Source organism: Streptomyces sp. NPDC111744, assembly GCF_055634995.1.
Map to the genome: position 1 here is coordinate 17299 of NZ_JBVKCG010000002.1, position 24442 is coordinate 41740.

The 24442-nt window shown below is 70.7% G+C and carries 25 protein-coding genes and 3 pseudogenes; 10 read left to right on the top strand and 18 right to left on the bottom strand.

Features of this window, described 5'->3' with window-relative positions:
* Window positions 1-171: 171 nt before the first annotated feature.
* Complete coding sequence (locus ACZ7OO_RS04160) at window positions 172-405, bottom strand: non-oxidative hydroxyarylic acid decarboxylases subunit D (protein WP_471501300.1); 234 nt, start codon at window positions 403-405, stop codon at window positions 172-174.
* Window positions 406-483: 78 nt separating this feature from the next.
* Window positions 484-1407: pseudogene (locus ACZ7OO_RS04165) on the bottom strand (UbiD family decarboxylase); the annotation flags it as partial.
* 167 nt (window positions 1408-1574) lie between these two features.
* On the opposite strand from ACZ7OO_RS04165, the gene ACZ7OO_RS04170 reads away from it, so the two are divergent.
* Window positions 1575-1949 (top strand): PfkB family carbohydrate kinase, encoded by a 375-nt coding sequence (locus ACZ7OO_RS04170; RefSeq protein WP_471502312.1) that lies wholly within the window; start codon window positions 1575-1577, stop codon window positions 1947-1949.
* 246 nt (window positions 1950-2195) lie between these two features.
* Here the strand turns inward: ACZ7OO_RS04170 and ACZ7OO_RS04175 are convergent, their stop codons facing one another.
* Both ACZ7OO_RS04175 and ACZ7OO_RS04180 read right to left on the bottom strand, forming a co-directional pair.
* Window positions 2196-4103 carry an FHA domain-containing protein gene (locus ACZ7OO_RS04175; RefSeq protein ID WP_471501302.1) on the bottom strand — a complete coding sequence of 636 codons (1908 nt, stop codon included), beginning with the start codon at window positions 4101-4103 and terminating at the stop codon, window positions 2196-2198.
* Window positions 4104-4384: 281 nt separating this feature from the next.
* The gene (locus tag ACZ7OO_RS04180) at window positions 4385-5998 is read right to left on the bottom strand and encodes a purple acid phosphatase family protein (RefSeq protein ID WP_471501304.1); all 1614 of its coding nucleotides are present in this window, start codon (window positions 5996-5998) and stop codon (window positions 4385-4387) included.
* Between the two features lie 288 nt (window positions 5999-6286).
* On the opposite strand from ACZ7OO_RS04180, the gene ACZ7OO_RS04185 reads away from it, so the two are divergent.
* Window positions 6287-6760, top strand: coding sequence for a carboxymuconolactone decarboxylase family protein (locus ACZ7OO_RS04185; RefSeq protein ID WP_471501306.1), 474 nt, complete (start codon window positions 6287-6289; stop codon window positions 6758-6760).
* A gap of 66 nt (window positions 6761-6826) precedes the next feature.
* Here ACZ7OO_RS04185 and ACZ7OO_RS04190 read toward each other — a convergent pair.
* A pseudogene (locus ACZ7OO_RS04190) lies at window positions 6827-7273 on the bottom strand (cupin domain-containing protein).
* Between the two features lie 158 nt (window positions 7274-7431).
* Between ACZ7OO_RS04190 and ACZ7OO_RS04195 the strand changes: the two are divergent.
* Together ACZ7OO_RS04195 and ACZ7OO_RS04200 are read left to right on the top strand one after the other, a co-directional pair.
* Window positions 7432-8334, top strand: a complete 903-nt coding sequence (locus tag ACZ7OO_RS04195) for an RNA polymerase sigma-70 factor (RefSeq protein ID WP_471501308.1) — start codon at window positions 7432-7434, stop codon at window positions 8332-8334.
* Between the two features lie 140 nt (window positions 8335-8474).
* Entirely contained in the window at window positions 8475-9221 is a 747-nt protein-coding gene (locus tag ACZ7OO_RS04200; RefSeq protein WP_471501310.1) for an SDR family oxidoreductase, read from the top strand.
* A gap of 309 nt (window positions 9222-9530) precedes the next feature.
* Here ACZ7OO_RS04200 and ACZ7OO_RS04205 read toward each other — a convergent pair whose 3' ends face one another.
* Complete coding sequence (locus ACZ7OO_RS04205; RefSeq protein ID WP_471501312.1) at window positions 9531-9872, bottom strand: hypothetical protein; 342 nt, start codon at window positions 9870-9872, stop codon at window positions 9531-9533.
* A gap of 165 nt (window positions 9873-10037) precedes the next feature.
* Here ACZ7OO_RS04205 and ACZ7OO_RS04210 point away from each other — a divergent pair, with 165 nt between their 5' ends.
* On the top strand, window positions 10038-10292 hold the full coding sequence (locus ACZ7OO_RS04210) for a hypothetical protein (protein WP_471501314.1): 255 nt from the start codon (window positions 10038-10040) through the stop codon (window positions 10290-10292).
* 86 nt (window positions 10293-10378) lie between these two features.
* Here ACZ7OO_RS04210 and ACZ7OO_RS04215 read toward each other — a convergent pair whose 3' ends face one another.
* The 10 genes from ACZ7OO_RS04215 to ACZ7OO_RS04260 form a co-directional block, all read right to left on the bottom strand.
* Window positions 10379-11083, bottom strand: coding sequence for a DinB family protein (locus tag ACZ7OO_RS04215; RefSeq protein WP_471501316.1), 705 nt, complete (start codon window positions 11081-11083; stop codon window positions 10379-10381).
* Window positions 11084-11191: 108 nt separating this feature from the next.
* Complete coding sequence (paaE, locus tag ACZ7OO_RS04220) at window positions 11192-12292, bottom strand: 1,2-phenylacetyl-CoA epoxidase subunit PaaE (RefSeq protein ID WP_471502314.1); 1101 nt, start codon at window positions 12290-12292, stop codon at window positions 11192-11194.
* A gap of 11 nt (window positions 12293-12303) precedes the next feature.
* Window positions 12304-12819 (bottom strand): 1,2-phenylacetyl-CoA epoxidase subunit PaaD, encoded by a 516-nt coding sequence (gene paaD, locus ACZ7OO_RS04225; RefSeq protein WP_471501318.1) that lies wholly within the window; start codon window positions 12817-12819, stop codon window positions 12304-12306.
* Window positions 12813-13643: a 1,2-phenylacetyl-CoA epoxidase subunit PaaC gene (gene paaC / locus ACZ7OO_RS04230; RefSeq protein ID WP_471501320.1), complete on the bottom strand. Its 831-nt coding sequence runs from the start codon at window positions 13641-13643 to the stop codon at window positions 12813-12815. Before paaC ends, paaD begins: the two co-directional genes overlap by 7 nt.
* A gap of 264 nt (window positions 13644-13907) precedes the next feature.
* On the bottom strand, window positions 13908-14198 hold the full coding sequence (gene paaB, locus ACZ7OO_RS04235; RefSeq protein ID WP_471501322.1) for a 1,2-phenylacetyl-CoA epoxidase subunit PaaB: 291 nt from the start codon (window positions 14196-14198) through the stop codon (window positions 13908-13910).
* On the bottom strand, window positions 14195-15166 hold the full coding sequence (gene paaA, locus ACZ7OO_RS04240) for a 1,2-phenylacetyl-CoA epoxidase subunit PaaA (RefSeq protein ID WP_471501324.1): 972 nt from the start codon (window positions 15164-15166) through the stop codon (window positions 14195-14197). Before paaA ends, paaB begins: the two co-directional genes overlap by 4 nt.
* Before the next feature lie 139 nt (window positions 15167-15305).
* Window positions 15306-16157, bottom strand: a complete 852-nt coding sequence (locus ACZ7OO_RS04245) for a 3-hydroxyacyl-CoA dehydrogenase family protein (protein WP_471501326.1) — start codon at window positions 16155-16157, stop codon at window positions 15306-15308.
* Window positions 16154-16906 (bottom strand): enoyl-CoA hydratase/isomerase family protein, encoded by a 753-nt coding sequence (locus ACZ7OO_RS04250; RefSeq protein WP_471501328.1) that lies wholly within the window; start codon window positions 16904-16906, stop codon window positions 16154-16156. The genes ACZ7OO_RS04245 and ACZ7OO_RS04250 overlap by 4 nt, the downstream gene beginning before the upstream one ends.
* Window positions 16903-18123, bottom strand: a complete 1221-nt coding sequence (locus ACZ7OO_RS04255; protein ID WP_471501330.1) for a thiolase family protein — start codon at window positions 18121-18123, stop codon at window positions 16903-16905. Before ACZ7OO_RS04255 ends, ACZ7OO_RS04250 begins: the two co-directional genes overlap by 4 nt.
* Window positions 18123-18317: a hypothetical protein gene (locus ACZ7OO_RS04260; protein ID WP_471502384.1), complete on the bottom strand. Its 195-nt coding sequence runs from the start codon at window positions 18315-18317 to the stop codon at window positions 18123-18125. Before ACZ7OO_RS04260 ends, ACZ7OO_RS04255 begins: the two co-directional genes overlap by 1 nt.
* A 92-nt stretch (window positions 18318-18409) precedes the next feature.
* Here ACZ7OO_RS04260 and paaI point away from each other — a divergent pair, with 92 nt between their 5' ends.
* The 4 genes and pseudogenes from paaI (at window position 18410) to ACZ7OO_RS04280 (ending at window position 21460) form a co-directional block, all read left to right on the top strand.
* A complete protein-coding gene (gene paaI / locus ACZ7OO_RS04265; protein ID WP_471501332.1) occupies window positions 18410-18838 on the top strand; it encodes a hydroxyphenylacetyl-CoA thioesterase PaaI in 429 nt (142 codons plus the stop codon).
* Window positions 18838-20199, top strand: coding sequence for a phenylacetate--CoA ligase PaaK (gene paaK, locus ACZ7OO_RS04270; RefSeq protein WP_471501334.1), 1362 nt, complete (start codon window positions 18838-18840; stop codon window positions 20197-20199). Before paaI ends, paaK begins: the two co-directional genes overlap by 1 nt.
* A 26-nt stretch (window positions 20200-20225) precedes the next feature.
* The gene (locus tag ACZ7OO_RS04275) at window positions 20226-20705 is read left to right on the top strand and encodes a GNAT family N-acetyltransferase (protein ID WP_471501336.1); all 480 of its coding nucleotides are present in this window, start codon (window positions 20226-20228) and stop codon (window positions 20703-20705) included.
* A gap of 93 nt (window positions 20706-20798) precedes the next feature.
* Window positions 20799-21460, top strand: a pseudogene (locus tag ACZ7OO_RS04280) (DUF5701 family protein).
* A gap of 54 nt (window positions 21461-21514) precedes the next feature.
* Here ACZ7OO_RS04280 and ACZ7OO_RS04285 read toward each other — a convergent pair.
* Window positions 21515-22573 (bottom strand): glycoside hydrolase family 5 protein, encoded by a 1059-nt coding sequence (locus ACZ7OO_RS04285; protein WP_471501338.1) that lies wholly within the window; start codon window positions 22571-22573, stop codon window positions 21515-21517.
* A gap of 256 nt (window positions 22574-22829) precedes the next feature.
* On the opposite strand from ACZ7OO_RS04285, the gene ACZ7OO_RS04290 reads away from it, so the two are divergent.
* Window positions 22830-23936 (top strand): LacI family DNA-binding transcriptional regulator, encoded by a 1107-nt coding sequence (locus ACZ7OO_RS04290; protein WP_471501340.1) that lies wholly within the window; start codon window positions 22830-22832, stop codon window positions 23934-23936.
* On the opposite strand, the gene ACZ7OO_RS04295 is transcribed toward ACZ7OO_RS04290, so the two are convergent.
* Entirely contained in the window at window positions 23919-24248 is a 330-nt protein-coding gene (locus ACZ7OO_RS04295; protein ID WP_471501342.1) for a DUF6417 family protein, read from the bottom strand. The genes ACZ7OO_RS04290 and ACZ7OO_RS04295 overlap by 18 nt on opposite strands.
* Between the last annotated feature and the right edge of the window lie 194 nt (window positions 24249-24442).

Below are 24442 nucleotides of genomic sequence, written 5' to 3' on the forward strand. Positions count from 1 at the left end.
CGGGACCGGGAGGTGTCTTCAGCCTCTGGGGCCCGCCGCGCCGAGCGCCCTTGCCCAGCACACCCCAAGAACGTTGCAGCGAGATGGACCGGGTGTGCATTCCGCGATCGGTTCAAACTGCGGGGTGACGTGTGTCACCACGGCGGCGGCCGGTGCTCGCTGCCGGTGCCGCTACGTCCGTTCACGCAGGGGCGGGACCGCGGGGACCTCCGGGGCGTTCGCCATCGCTTCGGGGGTCAGACGGAAGACCTCGGGGTAGGCGTCGGCCCGCGTGCGGCGAACGGGCTCGGTGGTGCGCCAGGTGTAGAGACAGCGGCGGCATTGCAGCACGTCCCAGACTCCGGGGTCGGGCGAGGTGTACAGGCTCTCGACGGTCTCGTAGGTGCAGCGGGGGCAGAGGTGCATGACGGGTTCTCCTTTTCGGGGGTGCGAGACCGGGCCGGTTCACGGTGGTGCGGGCCCGACGCGCGCGGTCGGTGCCGGTCAGCCGCGGGCTTCGGACAGCAGGCGACGGATCCTGACCGCCCAGTCGGCGGCCTCGGGCAGGTCCCTCACCGGGGTGGAGAAGTTGCCGCGCTCGTCGGGGGCGACCGGAGTGGTGGCGTCGATGATCATCTTGCTGGTGATGCCGGCGGGCTGGGCGGCGGGCGCCAGCTCGACGACATGGAGGTTGGGAAGGATCACGACGTCCCCGGAGGGGTTGACCTTCGACGACATCGCCCACATGACCTGCGGCAGGTCGAAGGGGTCGACGTCCTCGTCGACGACGATGACCGTGGTGATGTAGCCGAGCCCGTGCGGGGTGGTCATGGCCCGCATCGCGACAGCCTTGGCGAAGCCGCCGTACCGCTTCTTGGTGGAGACGATGGCCAGCTGTCCGTGGGTGTACATGGCGTTGACGGCCTGGACCTCGGGGAACTCCGCGCGCAGCTGCTTGAGGAGGGGGACACAGGTGTTGGGGCCGACGAGGTAGTCGCACTCGGTCCAGGGCATGCCGAGGTAGAGGGACTCGAAGACCGGGTCGGTGCGGTACGAGGTCCGGTCGATGCGGATGACCGGCATCCGGCGGCCGCCGGAGTAGTGGCCGGTGAACTCGCCGAAGGGGCCTTCCAGCCGGCGCTTGCGCCCCTCGATCACGCCCTCGATGACGACCTCTGAGCCCCAGGGCACGTCGAAGCCGGTCAGCGGCGCGGTCGTGATCGGGGCGGGGGCGCCCCGCAGGGCCCCGGCCACCTCGTACTCGCTCTGGTCGTACGCCATCGGCATGCCGGCGACGATCGTGATCACGGGGTCGTCGCCGAGGGTGATGGCGATGGGCAGGTCCTCGTCCCGCTGCTCGGCCCTGTCCAGATGGAGGGCGATGTCGTGCACGGGGACCGGCTGGATGGCGAGCCGGTTCGGGGCGATGCGGCCGTACATCAGTCCGCTCGCCGTGGCCTGGTCCGTGCCGATGCGCGTCTCGAGGTCTGCCGCGGTGGAGTGCGGATGGCCTTGCAGCGCGGCCAGCACCGTCCGGCGCCGGGCCGTGCTGCCCAGCCCGTTGCCCTTGAGCAGGTCGCCCACCAGTCGCCGACATCCCCCGAGAGCGTCCTCTCCCCGTCCTCGCACGGGCCGACTGGCTCAGCGCCAACGCCCGCGAGGCACGCATCATGACCGGACACGAGGACCCCCGCGCCGCGGCGGCGGCTCTGCGGGATCGGCTGGCGCCCGGGGCCGGTGTGCTCGTACGCGCCGACAAGGACGGCTGCCGGCTGCCCGCCCCTGGTCGACCGCCCGCGCACGTACCGGTGTTCCCAGTCACCGTGGTCGACGGCAACGGCGCGGGCGACGCACACGTCGGGGCGTTCCTCGCCCTGCTCGGCCAGGGGCTCGACCCGCTGACGGCCGCGCGCGGCGCCAACGCGGCGGCGGCCTACGCGGTGAACCGGCGCGGCCCGGCCCCTTGCTGAGAAGATCTGCGGCTCCGCGGACCGCTGAGACGCGGCGGCCGCGGCCGCTCCGGCAGGGGGTTCCGCGGCAGGCGACCGCAGTGCTTCCCCCTGCCCGGCGAGGCGAGCAGGGCGAACACCCCGTCCTCGCCCTGCACCTGGAGGACATGCCCGCAACCGTAACGGCACACCGGCCCGCCGTCCCGGTCCGCGGATCCCGGCGGCGGGGTGTCAGGTGGACGGCCCGCCCGTTCGGATGTGTCGGTCCTACGGCTTGGCCGTCGGCTCCAGTGCGCCCACCGCCGCGGCGGCCGCGGACGAGTCCTCACCGTAGAAGATGTCGATGTCGACCTCTTCGCCGCCCATCGTCAGCGTGTCCCACGCACCGCTGAGGACCAGCATGCGCAACGTGGCGGGTTGCAGTGTGCGCAGGCGTTCCAGGATCGCCTCGTCGTCCGGCATTCCCTGCAGCCGGAGAGCCAGACGCGCACGGATGGCCTGCATCCGCTCCAGCAGCGTCCTGGTGTCCGCCTCACGGTCGGGTTCGTCGGGAATCCCGTCGATGCCGTGGCCGATGATGTCCTTGATGGCCCAGGTGACACCCCGGTCGTCGGTGGTGACCATCGCCTTCCAGGCCCGGCTCTTGTGCCGGTACTGGAGCATCGACATGGCCGCCTCGTGCCGCAGGAAGTCCGCGTCCCGGAACGGCCGCCCGTTCCACGCCCCGTTGAGGGACCGGGCCAGCGAGATCGCGGAGGCGAGACCGCTGTTGAGGCCGCGGCCCGGCCAGAAATGGATGGCGTTGGCGGCGTCACCGAGGATGAAGCCGTAAGTGCCTGGGGAGTTGGCGGTGGGGGGCAGCAACTCGGCCGAGAAACGCGGGCGTTGCACCATGTCGAGGCGGAAGCTGGTGACCGCCGTCAGGTCGTCGGACTCGACTCCGAACAGCAGCAGGCCCTCGCGCACCCGTCGCCACAGCGGCGAGCCCTTGACCAGCGCGGGCAGGAACAGCGTGCCGTGTGTCGCGCACTGGAAGTCGCCGTACTCGTCCCGGTCCATCAGGCACGGCCGGGAGGCGATGCACTCCTCGAAGACGCGGCGGACCGGGTCGAGGCCGATGACCTCCGCGGCCTCGGCGTCGGTCAGCCGCATGTTGAGGAAGCCCTCGCCGCGCAGCGAGTTGAGGAGGAAACGGTTCTGGGCGACCGTCAGCAGGACCGCCATGGGGTCGGTCAGGCCGGACTTCACGCGGAGGCCGAGGACGACGTCCTGCAGGTGGCGCCCGTCGAGGGAGTAGATCGACTCGTCGGCCTTGCCGAAGCGGGCGGCGAAGTGGTCCCGGGTGCGTGAGCGACCGCCGTCGCAGATCGCGAGCACATGCTGGGTGGCGAGCGCTTCCTGCTGTTGCTCCGCGTCGAAGCGGGCGGGTATGAGCCGTATCCGGTTCCGCTTCTCGTTCGCCAGCTCCAGCAGCCGGTCCTCGATATAGGCGATCCGCATGTTGCGCGGATGGTTGTCGCCGACCGAGTCCGGGCCGGAGGGCCACATCTCGGTGAAGTGCTCCGGCTCGAAGAGGCGCTCTTGGACCTCCTTCGGCCATGCGAGGTACTGGCGGCTCTGCACGGTCACCACCTGCAGGCGCCGTACGTTGCCCTCGTCCTGGCCCTTCCAGACGATGGTACGGCCCTGCTTGCGCCACCTGCCGTCGTAGACGGTGATCTGCGCCTGAGGTCCGAGGAAGTGCTCGAGCAGCAGAGCAAAGGACAGGCCGACCGGGCCGCCGCCGGCCACGGTCACCCGCAGCACGGGGCCGCGTTCGCTCTCCTCCGGACCGTGCGTCACGGATCGGGGAAGGGAGAGCGCCATCAGCGTCTCCATGGCGTCCGCCACCTCGAAGCGGAACTCCTGGTCGCCCAGGGTGATCTCGTCACCGGGCTGCAGCAGCCGGGACTCCACCTCCTCGCCGTTGACCAGGGTGCCGTTGCTGCTCTCCAGGTCACGCAGGACGTAACCCTTGTCCTCGTCGAAGACGATCTCTGCATGGAAGCGGGAGACACTCAGACTCGAGATGACGACGGTGTTCTCCGCGTTGCGCCCGAAGGTGACGCGGGTGTCCAGGACCGGGATGCGCTCCCCCGCCAGCAGACCTTCGAGTCCGACCAGCACCGGTGCCACGGCACTTCCTTCCACACGCTTGACATGTTGTTGAACCGCGACACCGATCATGCGCGACAGGGCGGCAGTTCCGAAGGCGGCATGCGGCTCTTTTCGCGAACCACCCCACAGGGGAGCATATACTTGCTTAGCCAAGTATTCCCAGTGTGCCCTTCGGTACAATTCCCTCTGTTCTGACGGGACTTCGTCCGTTTTTGGCCAGTCAATCCCGCCTGCAGGGAAGCCCTGAAGCGGGCCGGGCAGCTGCCGCCCGGCCCGCGTTTCCATCGCTGGGCTCAGGATCAGTGGCCGTGGCCGTCCGAGCGCTTGCGGTGCAGGGTGAAGTTCTCGAAGACGGTCAGTTCGCCGTGCGGCTTGTTCACGTTGTAGTACGTCACGTGCATCCGGGTGGTGTCACCGGGGTGCCGGCCGGGGTCGACGGTGAAGGCGGCGAAGCCGTACGGGTGTTCGACATCCCGGACACCGGTCCACACCGCCTGCTCCTTCACATAGACGGAGGTGCGCTTGCCGTTGGAGCCGGCGGTCGCAGACACGGCGGTGATCACCTTGGCCGTGCCGTCCTTGAAGAAACTCTGGTTGGTGGTTCCCGAGACGCCTCCGCCGCCGAGGATCATGTGCACGGTGCCGAGGCCGGCGTCGATGTCGTCGGTGGCCTGCGAGACCGGGTTGGGGGTGAGGGTCTCGCTGCCGGTCACGACACCGCGCACGGCCAGCGAACGCTCGTAGTTGTGCTCGTGGCCGCAGAGCACCAGGTCGACGCCGTACCGGTCGAACAGCGGGCCGTACTTCTCGCGCAGGCCCAGGTCCGCGCCGTTCGCGTCCGAGGAGCTGATCATGACCTGGTGCATGGCCACGACCACCCAGTCGATGTCACGCGAGGAGCGTGCCGCCTTCAGTTCCTTCTCCAGGAAGGCGAGCTGGCGGCCGCCGGAGTAGCCGCTGATGTAGACGTCACCGCCGTCCTGCAGGCAGTTGTCGTCGTTCTGTAGCACGATCACCCGCACCGAGCCGGCCGTGAACGCGTACCACAGACCCGCGAGTTCGGCGTCGGTCTCGGTGGACGGGAGGGAGAAGTAGGTCTGGTAGGCGCCGAGGCCGAGCGGGCCGTTGGCCTTCTCGATCTCGTGGTTGCCGGCCGCCGGCATCCAGGGGCGGAAGCGCGCCGAACGGGAGTTGTTGGTGAAGAAGTTGTTCCACGTCCGCACCCGGTCGACGTCCAGGTTGGCGTAGCAGAGGTCGCCGTTGAGGAGGTGGAACAGCGGGGCGACCTGCTCGATGCCGGTGACGATGTCCTTCGTCGCGGGCGTGGAGTTGGCGTCCAGGGCGACGGTGCCGTCGGCCGACCACGTCACCTGTGGGGCGGACTGGTCGCCGAAGCTGGTGAAGGTGAGCGGCATCCGGCCGCGCGGGGCGGTACGGAACGTACCGCTGTCCGGGGTGGCGCCCTCATGGGTGGCCAGGTAGATGTAGTCGGTGCCCGGGGTGAGCCGGTTGAGCAGGGCGTGGTGGACGTAGACCGTGCGGTTCGAGGTGCCGTCGACATAGGTGACGGTCCGGGCGGCGGCGCTGGAACCGAAGCCGTGCTCCAGGGTGCCGTAGCGCACGACGGGCTCGGTCACCGGCCGGTCCGTGATCCACGAAACCGTCATCTGGGTGCGCGGGTCCGCCCCGAACGTCAGGTGCAGGCCCTGGACGGGGGGCGCGCCGGAGGAGTCCGCGGTGAGATGGAAGGCCGGGGCGGCGAACGGTGCGGCCTGTGCGTTACCCGCGCCGAGCAGCCCGGTGGCGGCCGCTCCCGCCCCCGCGGTCCCCAGCAGGCCCAGCGCGTGACGACGGCTGAAGCCCTCCGAACCCCCCGCCGATCTGTCCTCTGTTGAATCTGCCTGTGTGGCCATGACGCCCTCCCGACGAACAGCTGAACTGACAACGACCGCACCCTGGCCCAGTCCAACTTCCGCCACATGAACACCACATGGCCACACGGCCAGCACACGTCAGGCATCAGGCCGCCAAGACCGACACGTGCCCTCGCTTTTACCGGCAGCCGCCCTGGTCTTGACCAACCCGGCGCCCGCGACCCCGAGGCCAAACAGGTGAGACCCAAGTCACACATGGCTTCCTGTCACACATTGCCGACCGCTTCGGTCATTGGGGCGTATCCGCTACACGGCAAGGAGATCATCGTGGAATCGCGTCTCGACTACTTCGGCCACCCGCTCGCCGGGAAGGTGCTGAAGCACCTCAACTCGGCCGGCAAGGCCGTTTCGGACTCGACGCTGCCGGCCGCGATCCAGGAGCTGGTGAAGATCCGCGCGAGCCAGATCAACGGCTGCGGTTTCTGCACCGACATGCACACCAAAGACGCCGCGCTGGCCGGGGAGACCGCGCAGCGCCTCAACCTGGTCGCGGCCTGGCGTGAGGCGAAGGTGTTCACCGAGGCGGAGCGCGCCGCCCTGGAGGTGACGGAACAGGGCACCCGGATCGCGGACGCGGCCGGGGGCGTCTCCGACGAGGTGTGGGCCAATGCCGCCAAGCACTTCGACGAGGACCAACTCGTCGCCCTGATCTCCCTGGTCGCCGTCATCAACGCCTACAACCGCATCAACGTCATCAACCAGCAGCCCGCCGGGGACTACCAGCCCGGCCAGTTCGGCTGACCGACACCCGCCGGCCGCGTCTTCTCCTCCCGGCGGAGGAGAAGACGCGGCCGGCCTGGCGTCTCGTCAGTCCGTGGTCGGGCGTGGGGCACGCAGATGGGCCCGCTCGGCCAGTTCACTCTCGTCGACCAGTTCCAGCATGGGCCTGCCCGGCGCGCACATCATGGTGACGACGAACCGGGTCCGCGCATCCGTGAGGGCGTTCCCGTCCTGGTAGTGGATCACATCGCCGCCCGGTTCCCAGAAGGTCCCGCCGGCCTCGACCACCCGCTCGGGCTCGCCCTCCAGTTCGAAACGGACGGCGCCCTCGATGACGTACCCGAACGCGGGTCCCGAGTGGCGGTGCGGCGGGGTACCCGGATCCCCGGGCTACCACTCGACGTAGATGGTCATCGCCGAGGCGCCCTCGGGGACGGTGATCGGTGCGGCGTCCTGCAACACCGTCACCGCCGTCTTCCACCCCTCCGGACGGGGCTGTCCTCCGGGCCCGCGCGCTGTGTTCCTGTCCGACATGGTCGGGCACCTCCATGGCTCGTCGCCCCTCGGCATCGGCCTTCCCACTGACCGGTACGCGGGTGGATCTGTGACACGGTGCGGCCGGCACGTACCTCTCCGTGCCGTTCTGTGCGGCGCCAGCTTGTAGCATGATGATCCAACTCTGGAGGACATCGATGCGCGGCGGTGACAACGGGGACCCGGACTCCCTCGACCAGGCGACGAAGGAGTTCATCGCGGCGCGTCCCCGGCTCTTCGGTATCGCCTACCGCGTGGCCGGCAGCGCGGCGGAAGCGGAGGACATCGTCCAGGAGGCATGGGTGCGATGGCAGAACGCCGACCGTGCCGGCATCCATGAGCCGGCCGCTTTCCTGGCCACGGTCACCACCCGGCTGGCGATCAACTTCACCCAGTCCGCCAGGGTGCGCCGGGAGTCGTACGTCGGCCCCTGGCTTCCCGAGCCCGTCAACACGAGCCTGGATCCGCAGCTGGGCGCGGAGCGCGCGGAGGCACTCGACCTGGCGGTGCTCCTCCTCCTGGAGAAGCTGAACCCCGTGGAGCGGGCCGCATACGTGCTGCGGGAAGCGTTCGACTACACATACCGGCGGATCGCGGACATCGTGGAGACGAGCGAGGCCAACGCACGCCAGCTGGTGAGCCGTGCCCGCAGGCGACTGGCGGCGGAGCGCCGGGAACCGGTGGACTCCGCCGAGCACCGGCGTTTGCTCGAGGTGTTTCTCGCAGCGGCGCAGCACGGCCATCTGTCGATCCTCGAAGAGGTCCTCACCGAGGACGTGGTCAGCTACACCGACGGCGGCGGAATGCGCGGCGCGTCCAGGACTCCGGTCGTCGGGCTCCCGCACGTCTCCCGGTACCTCGTCGCCTTCGCACCGCGTTTCTGGCCTCAGGCGGACATTCGCTGGGTCGAGGCCAACGGCAGGCCCGCCGTCCTGGTCTCGGCCGGCGGGAACGCGGTGGCGCTGCTGTCCGTCGATGTGTCGGAACGTGGAATCGAACGCATCATGTGGGTGATGAACCCGGCCAAGCTGGCCCCCTACGTGTCTTCGCTGGACGGGTGAGGCCCCTCCCCCCAATAGGCCGCACGCCGGGGCGGCAACGGATGATTTTCCTCGAATTCCCGGAGGGCCTGTCACAAGCGGAAGACCCGCCCGGTCTCTTCTGGTGCAGACACCAGAAAGACTCCGAGAGGAATTCCGTCATGAAAGTCGTCGTGATCGGTGGTACCGGGCTCATCGGCTCGAAGCTGGTCAGCAGGCTCGGCGAGCAAGGACACGAGGCGGTCGCGGCCGCGCCCAGCACCGGCGTCAACACCCTCACCGGGGAGGGGCTGCCCGAGGTCCTCCGGGGCTCCTCGGTCGTGGTCGACGTGTCCAATTCCCCCTCGTTCGAGGACCGTGCCGTCCTGGACTTCTTCCGCACCTCCACGGCCAACCTCCTGCAGGCGGAGGCCGACGCCGGCGTACAGCACCATGTGGCGCTGTCCGTGGTGGGCACCGACCGGCTCCAGCAGAGCGGGTACTTCCGGGCCAAGAAGGCTCAGGAAGATCTGATCAGGGCGTCCGGCATGCCGTACTCCATCGTCCATGCGACTCAGTTCTTCGAGTTCGCGAAGGGGCTGGCCGACGGGGTCACCGAGGGCGACACCGTGCGTCTGCCGGACGCCAGGATCCAGCCCCTCGTCTCCGACGACGTGGCCGCGGCCGTGGCCCGCGCCTCGGTCGGCGCGCCGGTCAACGGTGTGGTGGAGGTAGGCGGGCCCGAGGCGTTCCAGCTCGAGGAGTTCATCCGTATGGCGCTGGCCGCGACGAACGACCCCCGTAAGATCGTCACGGACCCGCAGGCGCGGTACTGGGGTGCCGAGCTGCGGGAGGACACGCTCCTGCCCGGTCCGGACGCGAGCCTGGGCGAGGTCAGGTTCACCGACTGGCTCGCCCGGCAGCAGTAGGCGTCGAAGTGCGGTGGCCCCCCGTCGGAGGAGCAGGGGGGCCGCTTGGCGACTGCCGGGCGCCCTCTCACGAATCACGAACTCCGGGGCGTGTGCTCACCGGCTGTTTCCCGGTATCCCTGCTCATGCTGGGTCAGCAGGTGGAGTTCCGGCCGGCTGAGCGGCTCGTGCACCTCGACGAACTCGACCCCATTCGTCGATCGCCTCAACGCGCGCCCATGTGACCGGGCACTCATATCACCGAGTAGGAGGCGCGAATGTGACATCGCCATGCCACCGTTGGGGCTTGACGGGGAAGCAGGCGCGAGCTTACGACGCGCCGACCAGCACCACAGCGACGCACAGCGCCATCGCCACGGTGATCAGGATCATCGCGGTAAGCGTGCCGCGCAGCCAGTGTCCGAAGCGGGCGCGATGCCGCTGTTCCACCACGTCGAGGCTCGCGGCGATGTGTTCCGTCACCATGCGGGCCACATACGTCTGTTCCGCGAGATACCAGCGTTCGATGTCCGTCCGCTGGTCCTGCGTCAGCCCCGGCTCCTGCGCGGTGAAGTCCGTGACCCGCCGGCGTGCCGCTCGCAGATGAGCCTGCTGGTAGAGGAAGTCCTGGATGTCGGTCAGGCCGCGGGCGGCCTCCTCGTTCGTGTCCATGGTGTGCTCCCCGGGTGAGGCGGCGGCTGTCCGGCCGGTCACTGTGGTGTGGCGCGGTGTACGCGCGTCAGCGGCGGGGAGGAGAGCAGCGCGCACGAACGGTCGGGCCGGACTGATCGGGCCGGCGATCTCGCGAACGCCGCGCAGAGAGCTGGAACAGGCAACGTGAACCACCAGCGTGACAACTTCCCGGTGAAGCCGCAAGGGCACCGACACCGCACGGTCCTGGACGCCTCCCCGCGTAGCCGAAGCCGCGCAGCCGACGCCGGTGTCGCCGCGAGCTCGCCACCGCACGCCATGATCGTGGGCTGGGCGCCCGACCCCTGGGCGGCCCTCGCCGGCAATGAGCTGCGGGCCACCGGACTGTCCGTCGGCGCCGCGGCACCACGGGTCGGCGTCCCTCACCCCGCAGCAACGTGAGATTGCCATGCGCGGCGGCGGGCACCAAGCCGACCGTCGAACGGCGCTTCCTCTCTCCCCGCACCGTCTCGGTGAACTGCGCCCGCCTACGATTCCCTGCCGAACCGGGCCTGCCACAGGTCGCGCAGGAGCGCGATCTCGGCCATGTGGTGGACGAGTTCGAGGTTGGTCTCCCACAGCACGTCGACGAACGGATCGTCGGGGTCGGAGCCGGACGGGTACTGCGAGAAGCCGACCGTGTCGAGTTGCTCGTCGGTGACGGTGGCGACGCTCGAGCGCCAGCGGTCCAGCGTCGCCCAGAACCGGTCGAGTGCCGTCGCGGCGTCCGGGGTGAAATCGACCAGTAGCTTCGGGTGCTGCCGCCGGTCGCCGAAAGCCCACTCCCAGCGGCCGGCGAAACCCGAGTGCAGATGCCCGAGCCGCCAGGCGATGGTGGTGACCGGTGTCCGGTCGGGCTCCGGCGGGCCGGTGCGGCCGAGGATCTCCTCGACCCGCTCGACGCTGACGCTCCAGTCGTCGGCGATCTTGGCGACGGACATGCCCGCGGCGGCCTGCCGGCCGACCTCGGCGTACTCGCCGGCCGGGATGTCGGGGGCGCCTTTGTCGAGCACCCAGTCACCGGGGCCGTACGCCCCGGGTGTCGTCGCCTCCTCCCGGCGCCGGATCGACCAGCTACCGGGTACCGGCTCCCACAGGTACTCCTCGTCGCCAAGTCCCGTCAGCCGTACCTGGGCCAACTCCCTGGCGCGGTCGAACTGGTCGAGCAGCAAGCCCGAACGGCCGGTCCCCATGCGTCGCTCCCTTTGCGGTCTCCTGCCCTGCCATGCTCGGGCGGAGACTAACGACCCGTCGGCATGGGGCGCGACGGATTTCCGCGGCCGTGGCCGCGGCACAGGCGGTCAGCTGTCGTAGTCGACCGTCAGTTTCTCCGAGACGGGATACGACTGGCAGGTCAGCACGTAGCCCGCTTCCACCTCGGCGGGTTCGAGGGCGTAGTTGCGGCGCATGTCCGCCTCGCCGTCCGTGATCCGTGCACGGCAGGTCCCGCAGACTCCTCCCTTGCACGCGAAGGGAAGGTCCGGGCGGATGCGGGCGGCGGAGTCGAGGATCGCGGTCCCGCGCGGAAGCCGGGCGGTGGTGGAGCGGCCGTCCAGGGTGACGGTGACCTCGCTGGCCGGACCCGCCGCCGCGGCCTCCTCGTGGCGGACGGGCTCGATCGGCTCGTCGGCGAAGAAGAGTTCCTGGTGGATCCGCCCGCCGGGGACGCCAAGACCGGCCAGGACCTGCTGGGCGTCGAGGACCATGCCGTGCGGGCCGCACAGCCACCAGTGATCGGCGGAGGGAACGTCGATCAGTCCCTCGATGAGGGCGGCGAGGCGGTCGCCGTCGAGGCGGCCGGAGAGGAGCTCGGCTTCGCGGGGTTCTCTGGAGAGGACGTGGGCGAGGTGGAAGCGGGTGCGGTACTCGTCCTTCAGGTCGGCCAGTTCGTCGGCGAACATCACGGTGTCGGTGCGCCGGTTGCCGTAGAACAGCGTGATCGTGGAGCGGTCGTCGGCGGCCAGGACCGACTCGGCGATGGACATCATGGGGGTGATGCCGGAGCCTGCCGCGATCAGCACATGGTGGCCGGGCACCGTGAGGTCGGGGGTGAAGGCTCCGGTCGGGGCCATCACCTGGACGGTGTCGCCGGGCCGCACCTCGTGGACCAGCCAGGAGGAGAAGAGTCCCCCGGGCACCTCGCGTACGCCGATGCGGAGCGGTGCGCCGGCGGGCGAGCAGATCGAGTAGGAGCGCCGCTCGTCGCGCCCGTCGATCTCGCGGCGCAGGGTGAGTGACTGGCCGGGGCCGAAGGCGAACTCCTCGGCCAGGGCCGCGGGGATGTCGAAGGTGACCGCGACGGCGTCCTCGCACAGGCGCTGGACCGCGGCGACGCGCAGGGGATGGAAGGCTGGGCGGCGCCGGCGTGCTGTCGTCGCGGGGACACCGGCGGCCGGTGCCATCAGCTCTGCCATCAGATCTCCTTGACGTATTCGAACGGCTCGCGGCAGGCCAGGCACCGCCACAGCGCCTTGCAGGAGGTGGCCGCGAAACGGGAGGTCTCCTCGGTGTCCACCGATCCGCACCGCGGGCAGGCGACCGTGCGCCGGGTCGGTGACAGGTCCAGCGGGACGGGACCTGTGGGGTGCCGCGGTGCCGGCGTGGGCGGTGCGATGCCGTGTTCGGCGAGCTTGCGGCGCCCTTCGGGGGTGATCCAGTCGCTCGTCCACGGGGGGTCGAGCACCGTACGGATCTCGACGCTGTCGAAGCCGGCGTCCCGCAGCCGGGCGGCGACCGCGGCCCGCATCTCGGCCATGGCGGGGCAGCCCGAGTAGGTGGGCGTGAGGCCGGCGACCACGGTGCCGTCGGCCTCGATCGTCACGGCCCGCAGCACACCGAGGTCGGCCAGGGTGAGCATGGGGAGTTCGGGGTCGGGGACCTGTTCGGCGATGTGCCGGGCCCGCCGGACGTCGGACAGGACGGTCACCATGTCGCCTCCGGGTGGGCGCGGGCCACGCTCTGCAGCTCGGCCAGGAGCGGGGCGAGGTGTTCGGTGTGTCCGCCGTCCCGGCCGTGGCCGGGCAGGGCCGCGGTGTGCGGCATGGGGAGTCCGGCGGCGTCGAGGACCTGCTGGAGATCGGCCAGGACCGCGTCGCGTACATCCTGCGCGGCGAAGAGTTCCTCCCAGTAGGGAGCCTGCGACTCCAGGGCCGTCAGCATGCGCGCGCGGGACTCCTCCGTGCCGTCGCCCAGGCGTACGACCCATTCGGCGGCGTACTGCCGGTGGTAGGTGAGCTCCTTCACGCCCTTGGCCGCGATCGCCGCGAGCACCGGGTCCGGTGTGGAGGCCAGTTCGGTGAAGTGGGCGAGGCGCCAGCTGGCGAACACCAGCAGCCGCAGGACGGAGAAGGCGAAGTCACCGTTGGGGAGTTCGGCGAGGCGTACGTTGCGGAAGTCGCCGGCGTCGCGGAAGTAGGCGTAGGCGTCCTCCGTGCGGCCGGTGCCGTCCGTCTGGCCGCAGCGGGAGTACAGCAGCCGTGCCTGGCCCAGCAGGTCGAGCCCGATGTTGGCCAGCGCCACCTCCTCCTCCAGCTCGGGGGCCCGGGTGACCCATTCGGCGAGCCGCTGGGCCAGGACCAGGGCGTCGTCGCCGAGCGTCAGGCAGTGGGCGGCCAGTGCGGCGGCGTCGACGCCCTCGGGTACGGCGGTGTCGACGCCGTGCAGCGGGTCCTCGAAGCCGGTGCCGAAGGCCCAGCGGGCGTCGCCGTCGTCATGGCCCTCGGCCAGGGTCAGGTAGACGTGGTCGTCGCTCATCACCGGCTCCTGGGGGGTGTCGTCTGGGTCAGGTCGGCAGTGAGGAACAGTGCCTCTTGACCGAGCCGAGCGGGGTCTGGTGCGTGCAGCTGCAAGGCGGAGGAGGCGTGGACATCAGCCGCTGCCGCGGTGGGCGACGCGGTGGGGGCACCCCCGGCCGAAGGCTGGGGGACGTCGGCGAGTGACGACAACCCGGCTGGCTGTCCCCCTCTGGGGGAGTGCGTGCCGGACCCCGCGACGCCGGCATGATCCATACGACACCCCCTAGATGTGCGGGACATCGTCGGGGATGTCGTAGAAGGTCGGGTGCCGGTAGACCTTGTCGGCGCTGGGGGCGAAGAAGGGGTCCTTCTCGTCCCGGCTGGAGGCGGCGATCTGGTCCGAGCGCACGGCCCAGATGCTGACGCCTTCGTTGCGCCGGGTGTACAGATCGCGGGCGTGGGTGAGGGCCATCTCGTCGTCCGCGGCGTGCAGGGAGCCGACGTGGACGTGGTTGAGGCCGCGCTTGCCGCGGATGAACACCTCGTACAGGGGCCAGTTCTCCGAGTCGCTCATGCGACTGCCTCCTTACGTGCCCGGGCGGCCTGCTTGGCGGCGTGCGCGCCGGCGGCCGCACGCACCCAGGCACCCTCCTCGTGGGCGTCGCGCCTGCGCCGCATCCGTTCCGCGTTGCATGGGCCGTTGCCGCTGATGACTTCCTTGAGTTCGGAGAAGTCGGGGGTGCCGAAGTCGTGGCGGCCGCGCTCCTCGTTCCAGCGCAGCTCAGGGTCGGGCAGGGTCACGCCGAGCTTGGCCGCCTGCGGCACGGTCATGTCCACGAAGCGCTGGCGCAGTTCGTCGTTGCTGTGCCGCTTGATCTTCCAGGCCATCGACTGGGCGGAGTTGGGCGAGTCGTCGTCGGGCGGACCGAACATCATCAGGGACGGCCACCACCAGCGGTCCACCGCGTCCTGCACCATCTCCCGCTGGGCGTCGGTGCCGCGCATCATGGTCATCAGCAGTTCGTAGCCCTGGCGCTGGTGGAAGGACTCCTCCTTGCAGATCCGCACCATCGCGCGGGCGTACGGCCCGTACGAGCTGCGGCACAGGGGCACCTGGTTGCAGATGGCCGCGCCGTCGACGAACCAGCCGATGACCCCGACGTCCGCGAAGCTGGGCGTCGGGTAGTTGAAGATCGACGAGTACTTCTGACGGCCTTCGAGGAGGCGCTGGGTGAGGTCCGCCCGGTCGGCGCCCAGGGTCTCGGCGGCCGAGTACAGGTACAGGCCGTGGCCGGCCTCGTCCTGGACCTTGGCGAACAGGATCGCCTTGCGGCGCAGCGAGGGCGCCCTGGTGATCCACTCGCCTTCCGGCTGCATGCCGATGATCTCCGAGTGCGCGTGCTGGGCGATCTGCCGGACCAGCGTCCTGCGGTAGCCCTCCGGCATCCAGTCGCGCGGTTCGATCCGCTGGTCGCGCGAGATCGTCGTCTCGAAAAGGGACTCCAGGTCGTGCTCCGCGTCCCTTTCGGCCGCTTCAGTCATCTCCACCCACTCCCTACCGACCATTCGTTCGGTTCATCATAAGGTATTCCCTCCCTGATCTGGCAAGGGCCGCACCGGATCAGTGCCCGGCAGAAGACGGCCGCCGCGCCGGCGAGGACGGCTCTGCGGCCCGCTCCGGTCACCAGGTGTAGAAACCCTGGCCCGTCTTCTGTCCGAGTTCGCCGCGGGCCACCTTGTCGCGCAGCAGCCGCGGCGGGGCGAAGCGGTCGCCGAGGGTGGCGTGGAGGTGTTCGGCGATGGCGAGCCGGACGTCGAGCCCGACCAGGTCGGTCAGGCGCAGCGGCCCCATGGGGTGCTTGTAGCCGAGCCGCATCGCGTCGTCGATGGCCTCGGGCGCGGCGACGCCCTCCTCGACCATGCGGATCGCCTCCAGCCCCAGGGCCAGGCCGAGCCGGCTGCTGGCGAAGCCGGGCGAGTCCTTGACGACGACGTCCTGTTTGCCCAGCGCCCTGGTCCACTCCAGAGCGGCCCGGACGGTCTGCTCGGCGGTGTCGGGGGCGACGACGATCTCGACGAGCGCGGAGGCGGGCACCGGGTTGAAGAAGTGCATCCCGAGGAACCGGTCCGGTCGCCTGAGGACGGCGGCGAGGTCGGTGACCGACAGCGAGCTGGTGTTGGTGGCCAGGACGGCGGTGTCGCCGACGGCTTCCTCGGCGGCCTTCAGAAGGCGGCCCTTGAGCGCCGCGTCCTCGGGTACGGCCTCCACGACCAGCTCGGTCCCCGGTGACAGGGCGTCCACCGTGGGTACGACGGTCACCCGGCCGGCCACCCGCTGCGCGGGCTCGCCCAGGTGGCCGCGCTCCTCGGCCCGCCGCAGACTGCCGCCGATCCTCTCCAGCGCCGCGGCGGCGGCGTCTTCTCCGCTCTCCACCACGGTCACGGCGGAGCCGGCGGTGGCGAAGGACTGGGCGATTCCCGCGCCCATCCGGCCGCCGCCGATGACCGCGACGGTGTCGGGTGCCGAGGTCATGCGCGGCTCCTCTTCTCGAGAAATCGTGTCATGCGGTCCTTCTTTTCCTCGCTCTCGAACAGCACGGCCTGGGCCAGGTCGTCGGCGACCGGGTGGGCCCCGGGCGAGTCGATGACGAGCTTGGTCAGCCGCAGGGCCGTGGCCGAGGACCGTGCCATGCGGTCGAGCAGCGCATGGGCCGTCTCCAGCAGTTCCTCGGCGGGGACGACGTCCATGACCAGACCGGCGGCGAGCGCCGCCCGGGCGTCGAGATTGCGGCCGGCGAGCAGGATCTGCTTGGCGACCGACTCTCCGACCAGTTCGGGCAGCCGCCAGCAGGCGCCGGCCGCCGCGAGGATGCCGAGGCCAGGCTCGGGGTTGCCGAAGACGGCACCGGGGCCGGCGATCCGCAGATCGCAGGCGTAGGCCAGCTCGGCGCCGCCGCCCAGGGCCCAGCCCTCCACGGCGGCGAGGGTGGGCATCGGCAGCCGCCGGACGCGTTCGAACAGGCGGCTGTTGATGCCCTGCAGGGCCTCGTCCCGGCCGCGTTGCAGCAGTTCGGCGATGTCGGCGCCGCCCGCGAAGACCCCGCCGTGGCCGGTCAGGAGCAGCAGCCTGGGATCCCGCTCCAGTTGCTCGCACACCTCGTGGAGTTCGCCGATCATGCGGCCGCTGATGGCGTTGCGGGCCTCGGGGCGGTGGAGGGTGACCACCACCCGGTCGGCTCGCTCCTCCACCAGCAGCGTCTCGTACGACTGAGAAGTGGTCACACCCGCTCCACCAGCAGTGCGACCCCCTGGCCCACGCCCACGCAGAGCGTGGCCAGGCCGCGGCGGCCGTTCTCCCGTTCGAGGCGGCCGAGGAGGGTCAGCAGGATGCGGGCGCCGGAGCAGCCGAGCGGATGCCCGAGGGCGATGGCGCCGCCGTCGGCGTTGACCCTGTCCTGGTCGAGCTTGAGTCGGCGGGTGACGGCCAGGGCCTGCACGGCGAAGGCCTCGTTGAGTTCCACGGCGTCCAGGTCGCCGGTCTGCCAGCCGGCCCGGGCCAGCGCCTTCTCGGTGGCGGGGACCGGGCCCAGTCCCATGAGGTTGGGCTGCACACCGGCGGAGGCCGAGGCGACGATCCGGGCCCGTGGAGTGAGGCCGTGGCGCTCCACGGCCTCGGCACTGGCGACCATCAGGGCGGCGGCGCCGTCGGACAGCGGGGAGGAGGAGCCGGCGGTGACGATGCCGTTCTCGCGGAAGGCGGTCCGCAGGGAGCCCAGCTTCTCCAGGGTGGTGGCGGGGCGGGGGCCCTCGTCGTGGGTCACCTCGCCGTCGCGCACGGGGACGGCGACGATCTCGCGGTCGAAGCGGCCCGCTTCCTGGGCGGCCACGGCCCGCTGGTGGCTGCGCAGGGCGAAGGCGTCGGACTCGGCGCGGGTGATGCCGTCCAGAGCGGCCACCTCCTCCGCGGTCTCGCCCATGGACAGCGTGACCTTGACCGTCTCCGGTCCGGCGTCCCCGGGGACGGCACGGTCGGCGGCGGTGAAGCGCGGGTTGGTGAACCGCCAGCCCAGGGCGGTGTCGTGGGTCTGCCCCGGCTTGGCCCACGGGGTGCCGGGCTTCTCCATCACCCAGGGCGCCCGGGTCATGGACTCCACTCCCCCGGCGACCACCAGGTCCGCCTCTCCGGCGCGGATCGTCTGCGCCGCCGAGACCACGGCCGTCAGCCCCGATGCGCACAGGCGGTTGACGGTGTAGCCGGGCACGGTGTGCGGCAGCCCGGCGAGCAGCACCGCCATCCGGGCCACGTCCCGGTTGTCCTCGCCCGCCTGGTTGGCGGCCCCGAGGACGACCTCGTCCACGGCCTCGCCTGGCACACCGGCACGCCGGACGGCCTCGGCGACGACGAGGGCGGCGAGGTCGTCGGGGCGTACGGCGGCCAGGGCGCCGCCGTAGCGGCCCTGCGGGGTGCGGGCCCCGTCGACCAGGTAGACGTCCGGCATCAGGCGGCCTCCTCGGCTGCGGTGGGGACGGGGCGCCGCGACTGCAGGACGGCGAAGCGGCCGGCGACGAAGGCGGTGTCGGACAGGGTGGCGCCGGCGGCCGGGTTGGCGGCGGTGACGGCGTCCGCCGCACGCTCGATCAGCGGGCGGTGACGCGTGAAGCAGTCGGGTCCCCCAGGGGCCTTGTGCGGCATGCGGTGCACCTCTTGACATGCGGAGGGCTTGCTGGATTACTTGACCACACCGCACGCTAACCGAATGTTCGGTCGGTACACAAGGTGGTGGAATGGCGACCCGGGTACCGGATACGACGCCTGGCCCCGTCGAGACGATGTTCGCCGCGGACGAGGCGTCACAAGGGCTCGGCATCGAGCTCCTTGAGTATGGCGAGGGGACCGCCGTACTGCGGATGACCGTGACGTCCTCCCAGGTCAACGGGCACCGGATCGCCCACGGCGGCTATCTCTTCCTCCTCGCCGACACGGCGTTCGCCTGTGCCTGCAACAGCCACGGCCCCGTGACCGTCGCCGCCGGCGCCGACATCGACTTCATCGCGCCCGCGTACGAAGGCGATGTGCTGGTGGCCACGGCGCAGGAGCGCGTTCGGTTCGGCCGCAGCGGTGTCTACGACGTGAGCGTTGCGCGCGGAGACGAAGTGATCGCGGAGTTCCGCGGCCGCAGTCGCACCCTCCGCGCGCGGATCGAGGAGCCGTGATGAGCAGTGAAGTGATCGCGCCCGAGCCCAGGGCCACCCGCCGGGGGGAGCCGCTTCCCGAGGCGCTCCTGGACGACGCCGAGCGGATGTCCCGCGAGGAGCTGGCGGCACTCCAGCTCACCCGGCTGCGCACGACACTGCGGCACGCGTACGACAACGTGGAGCTGTACCGCAGGAAGTTCGACGCGGCCGGGGTGCGGCCCGACGACTGCCACACCCTCGCGGACCTCGCCCGTTTCCCCTTCACGACCAAGGCGGACCTCCGGGACACCTACCCCTTCGGCATGTTCGCCGTGCCGATGTCCGAGGTGCGTCGCGTGCACGCCTCCAGCGGCACCACGGGCCGCCCCACCGTGGTCGGCTACACCGACAACGACCTGTCCATGTGGGCGGACGTCGTCGCCCGCTCCATCCGGGCCGCCGGCGGCCGGCCCGGGCACAAGGTGCACATCTCCTATGGCTACGGCCTGTTCACCGGCGGCCTGGGGGCCCACTACGGCGCGGAACGCGCCGGCTGCACGGTGATCCCCGCCTCCGGCGGTATGACCGCGCGCCAGGTGCAGATCATCCAGGACTTCCGTCCCGAGATCATCATGGTCACGCCCTCGTACATGCTGACCCTGCTCGACGAGTTCGAACGTCAGGGCATCGACCCCCGCTCCACCTCCCTGGAGGTCGGCATCTTCGGCGCCGAACCCTGGACGGAGGAGATGCGCCGTGAGATCGAGGAGCGCCTGGACGTCCACGCGGTCGACATCTACGGGCTCTCCGAGGTCATCGGCCCGGGTGTCGCCCAGGAGTGCGTGGAGACCAAGGACGGGCTGCACGTCTGGGAGGACCACTTCCTCCCCGAGGTCGTGGACCCGCTGACCGACGAGGTGCTGACCGAGGGCGAGAGCGGCGAGCTGGTCTTCACCTCGCTCACGAAGGAAGCCCTGCCGATCATCCGCTACCGCACCCGGGACCTGACGCGGCTGCTGCCCGGCACCGCGCGTCCCGGACTGCGCCGGATCGAGAAGATCACCGGCCGTTGCGACGACATGATCATCCTGCGCGGGGTCAATGTCTTCCCCAGCCAGGTGGAGGAGATCGTGCTGCGGACGTCCGGCGTGGCCCCGCACTTCCAGATCCAGATCAGCCGGCGTGGACGGATGGACCATATGACCGTCCGCGTGGAGGCACGGCCCGACGCCGGTCCGGCCGACCGCGAGGTCGCCGCGAGGACGATCGCCCAGGGCATCAAGGACGGCGTCGGGGTCACCGTGGAGGTCGCCGTCGTCGATCCGGAGACCCTGGAGCGCTCGCTCGGCAAGCTCCGCCGGGTCAAGGACCTGCGCGAGAATCAATCCGATGGCGGGTGAACGCCGGGGTGCCTACTGTCCTCCTCGTGCCCGAGTTGCAACTGCTCCGTCCCGACCACGCCCCGGCGCTCCTCGCCTTCGAGCAGGAGAACCGCGCCTATTTCGCGGCCTCCGTCCCCGATCGCGGCGACGACTACTTCGCCCGGTTCGAGGAGCGGCTCCACGCGCTGTTGGCCGAACAGGAGGCCGGGATCTGCTACTTCCATGTGCTGGTCGGTGATGCGGGCGAAGTGCTGGGGCGGGTCAACCTGGTGGACGTGGCGGACGGGGGCGCCGATCTCGGCTACCGGGTGGCGCAGCGGGCCGCGGGGCGAGGACTGGCGACCTCGGCCGTGCGGGAGATCTGCGGCCTCGCCGCCACCAGGTACGGACTGACCACCCTGCGGGCCGCGGCCACCCTCGACAATGCGGCGTCTCGTGCCGTACTGGCCCGGGTCGGCTTCACCGTCACCGGTGAGACACGGCTCTCCGGCCGCCCCGGTCTGACGTTTCTGCGCCGTCTGTAGGGATCGCGGGAACATGCCGGTGTGCCGCTTCGTTGGCCCAGGGCCGATCCCGTCCCCGAGCCTGGGAGCATCGTGCCCGAATCCGCGTCCGTCCTGTCCACGTCCGCCGCTCTTCCCGCCCTCCCCGCACTCCCGTCCCTCGGCACGCAGGCCGAGCGGCTCATCGAGTGGGGGGTGCATGAGATCGCCGGGCTGTCCGCGGCCGAGGTCCGCGCCGTCGCGGCGGCCCCTGCCGTCGAAGGTGCCCTGCTCGCCGTACACCCGCTGCACGCCCCCGCCTCCGCGCTCGCGCCGCTGCTGAGGCACGACGGCAGGCCGGGGTTCGTCGTCACCGACATGACCGACGTCGACCTCTTCGCCCCGCTCGACACGATCGCGCTGCCCGACGCCCCGCTCTACGTCCTCACCGGTCTCGACCGGGGCGACCGGATGGCGAACTGGAGCCCGGACGAGGCGCTGCCCGCGCTCACCGCGGAGGACCGCACGCCGCTGCTGCTCAGCGAGGGCATCCACTGGGTGCTGCAACAGCCCGCCGTCCTGGAGCGCAGCGCAACCGCTGCTTCATGACCGTCGGTTCGCGGCTACGCAAGGCCAACGGAGCCCTTGACTCCCGCACTCCGGCGATCTGGATCAGCAACGGCACCGGACGGGACGGCCGTGAGCGCCGTAACGCGCCGAAGGTGGGCTGGTGTTGGGCGGGCAACCGGCACACCTGGCTCGGGTTCGCCTCGGCAGCGGGCCGACGGGGCCGGTAGGACGCGCCGCCGGGCCGCGGTGCACGGGGTGCACCGCGGCCCTCCAGGAGCCGGTCAGCCACTCACCGGCCTGCCGCGGCCCCAGGCCCAGGCGAGGCGGTCGGCGCCGGACTGGTTGGTGGTGGCCAGCCAGGGGCGGGACGCGTCACCGATCAGCTTCTGGATCGAGTACGTGTCGTCGGTGCGCAGGCCGGGCCAGTACACCGAGCCCATGCCGAGCTTGCGGAACAGGTCCGTGTCGGCCTGGATGAAGTTGACGGAGTTGTCGTCGGGCGTCGGCACGTTGTAGTCGAGGCCCGTGGTCATCGGGGCGCCGAACTCGTCGGCGACGGTACGGCCCGCGCAGTCGCCGAGCCGTTCCTTCAGGTCGGCCGTCCACTGGTCGTAGGTGGCGTAGCTCTTCCAGAAGCCGTAGTGGTGCAGGGAGAGGTAGGTGCCCTTCAGGCGGGGGTCGGCGCAGACAGTGGTGACGTGGTCGTTGTAGCCGGCGCCGCTGACGAACACCCGGTTGTGCGGGACGGACGGGTAGGTCGCCAGCCACTTCGCGGCGAGGTCGGCCCATTCGGCGTCGGTGTAGCCGTGCGGCTCGTTCATCGGCTCGAAGTAGACGTGCGGGTCGTGTCGGTAGGCCTTCACCACGGTGTTCCACATGGGCCAGTAGGTGGCCTCGTCGTCGATGAAGCCGTCCTTGTTGGCGCCGGTCCCCTCCCAGTAGGAGACGATCACCTTGAATCCCTGCGCCGAGGCCGCGTCGATGACCCCGCGGTACGACTTCCAGTACGAGCCGTTCACCGTGTACGGGTTGATGGGCAGCCGTACGGTGTTGGCCCCGAGGTTGGCGCGGAACGCGGCGATCACCCGGGTCGCCTTGGCGTAGGTCTGGGCGTAGCTGTCGGAGAGCGACAGGCCGGACAGGACGACCGGGTCGTCGGCGTAGTTGTCGCGCGGGTCGGCCCAGTTGACGCCCTTGAACTGGCTGGTGCCGTGGCCCGGTACGGCGGCGGAGGCGGGGCCGGCGGTGAGGGTCGTGGCGCCGACCGCGGCGATCGCGACCGCCGCCAGGGCGGCGCGGGTTCGGGGGGTGATACGGGTTCCGGCGGGGGTCTTGCGCATCAACGTGCCCTTTCAGGAGACGGCGGCTCGGCGCAGCGGCTTGGGGCCCGGTCGCATGTTCACGTAAACATCGACGGGGCGTGTTTACGTGAACATCCCCGGCACGACAAGGCGACGGGATCTGCGTCCGGGCTGGTCACACGGCGATGTTTACGTAAACTCCAAAGCGTCGGAATCGTGGCATCCGCTCCTGCGGCCGTCAAGGTTTCCCGCGCCGTAACATCCGGTACGTCAAGGAGACTTGAGGGGTGAGGCGATGGAGCTGAACGGGACGGGGCGACGGGTGCCGCAGAGCACGGGCGGTGCGCAGCGAGGCGGTTCCGGGGTGCCGGGCGGTCGCCGTAAGCAGCGGGTCTCCATGGCGGACGTCGCCAAGCTCGCCGGCGTCTCCTCCCAGACGGTCTCCCGGGTCTCCAACGGCCATTCCGGGGTGATCAGTTCCACCCGGGAGCAGGTGCTGGCCGCGATGCGGGAGCTTGGCTACCGACCCAACAGCGCGGCCCGCGCCCTCCGTTACGGCCAGTTCAACACCATCGGCGTGATCCTGTTCAGCCTCTCCTCGACGGGCAGCAGCCGCACCGTGGAGGCGATCGCCACGCACGCCGCGGCCGAGGGGTACGCGATCACCCTCATCCCCATCGACGTGGCCACCCAGGACAACGTGCTGGGGGCCTTCACACGGATGGGCGAGCTGGCCGTGGACGCCGTCATCGTCATCATGGAGATCCATCTGCTCGACACCAGCACGGTCCAGCTGCCGCCCGGCGTCCATGTCGTGGTCGTGGACTCGGACGCCGGGGACCGCTACAGCGTGGTCGACACCGACCAGGCCGACGGCGCGCGGAAGGCCGTACGGCATCTGCTGGAGCTGGGCCATCGGACCGTCTGGCATGTGACCGGCCCCGGGACGTCGTACGCGGGCCAGCGCCGCACCAAGGCCTGGCGGGCCGAACTGGAGGAGGCCGGACGCCCGGTTCCGGCGCCGCTGCACGGCGACTGGTCGGCCGTGTCCGGTTACGCGGCCGGACTCGCGCTCGCCCAGGAGCCCGACTGCACCGCCGTGTTCGCGTCCAACGACCAGATGGCCCTGGGGCTACTGCGCGCCTTCCACGCACAGGGACTGTCCGTGCCCGCCGACGTGAGTGTCGTCGGGTTCGACGACACGCCCGATGCGGCCTTCTTCATCCCGCCCCTCACCACCGTCCACCAGGACTTCGCCGAGGTCGGCCGCCGCTGTGTCCAGGGCGTCCTGAGCCAGATCCGCACCCGGGACGACTCCCGTCCCGGCACCGATCTCGTCCCGGCCCGTCTGGTGGTCAGGGACAGTACCGCTCCGCCGCGCAGTTCACCGGGCTGCGGATAGCCCGCCGTCGCGCCGGCTCCCCGGGCGGCGGCGCGGTGGTCCGCCGCGGCAGGCGGGCGTGTACGCGACGCCGTACTCGCGGGCGAAGCGGTTGGCCTCCATCGCGGAGCCGGACATCATCCGCAGCCACAACCCGTAGGCCACCGACTTCATCTGGCGCCGCGTCAGATTCAGCCGCCGGCGGCCCGCGGGGCGATCAGGCACCGCCCGGCGGACCTGTTCGCCCGGCAGCGGTTCCGCCGGGAGGCGCAGGCGCTCGGCGAGAGCCACGAACACCTTCACCGCGTCCATCTGCGACGGCAGCAACTCCACGAGGGCGCCGTCCGGTTCGGCTCGTCCCGTTCGGGGCCGGCCGGTGCCGGGCACAGGTCAGCAGGTCGTGACCGCTCGGGGAGGGCCGGACCGCCCGCCCTACGCCCCGGCCCTCCCGTGTCGACAGCTCCGCCCGGGCCTGCCGGTCGGCCCACTCGACCGGACCGCACTCCTCGATCCGGGCCAGCGCCTCA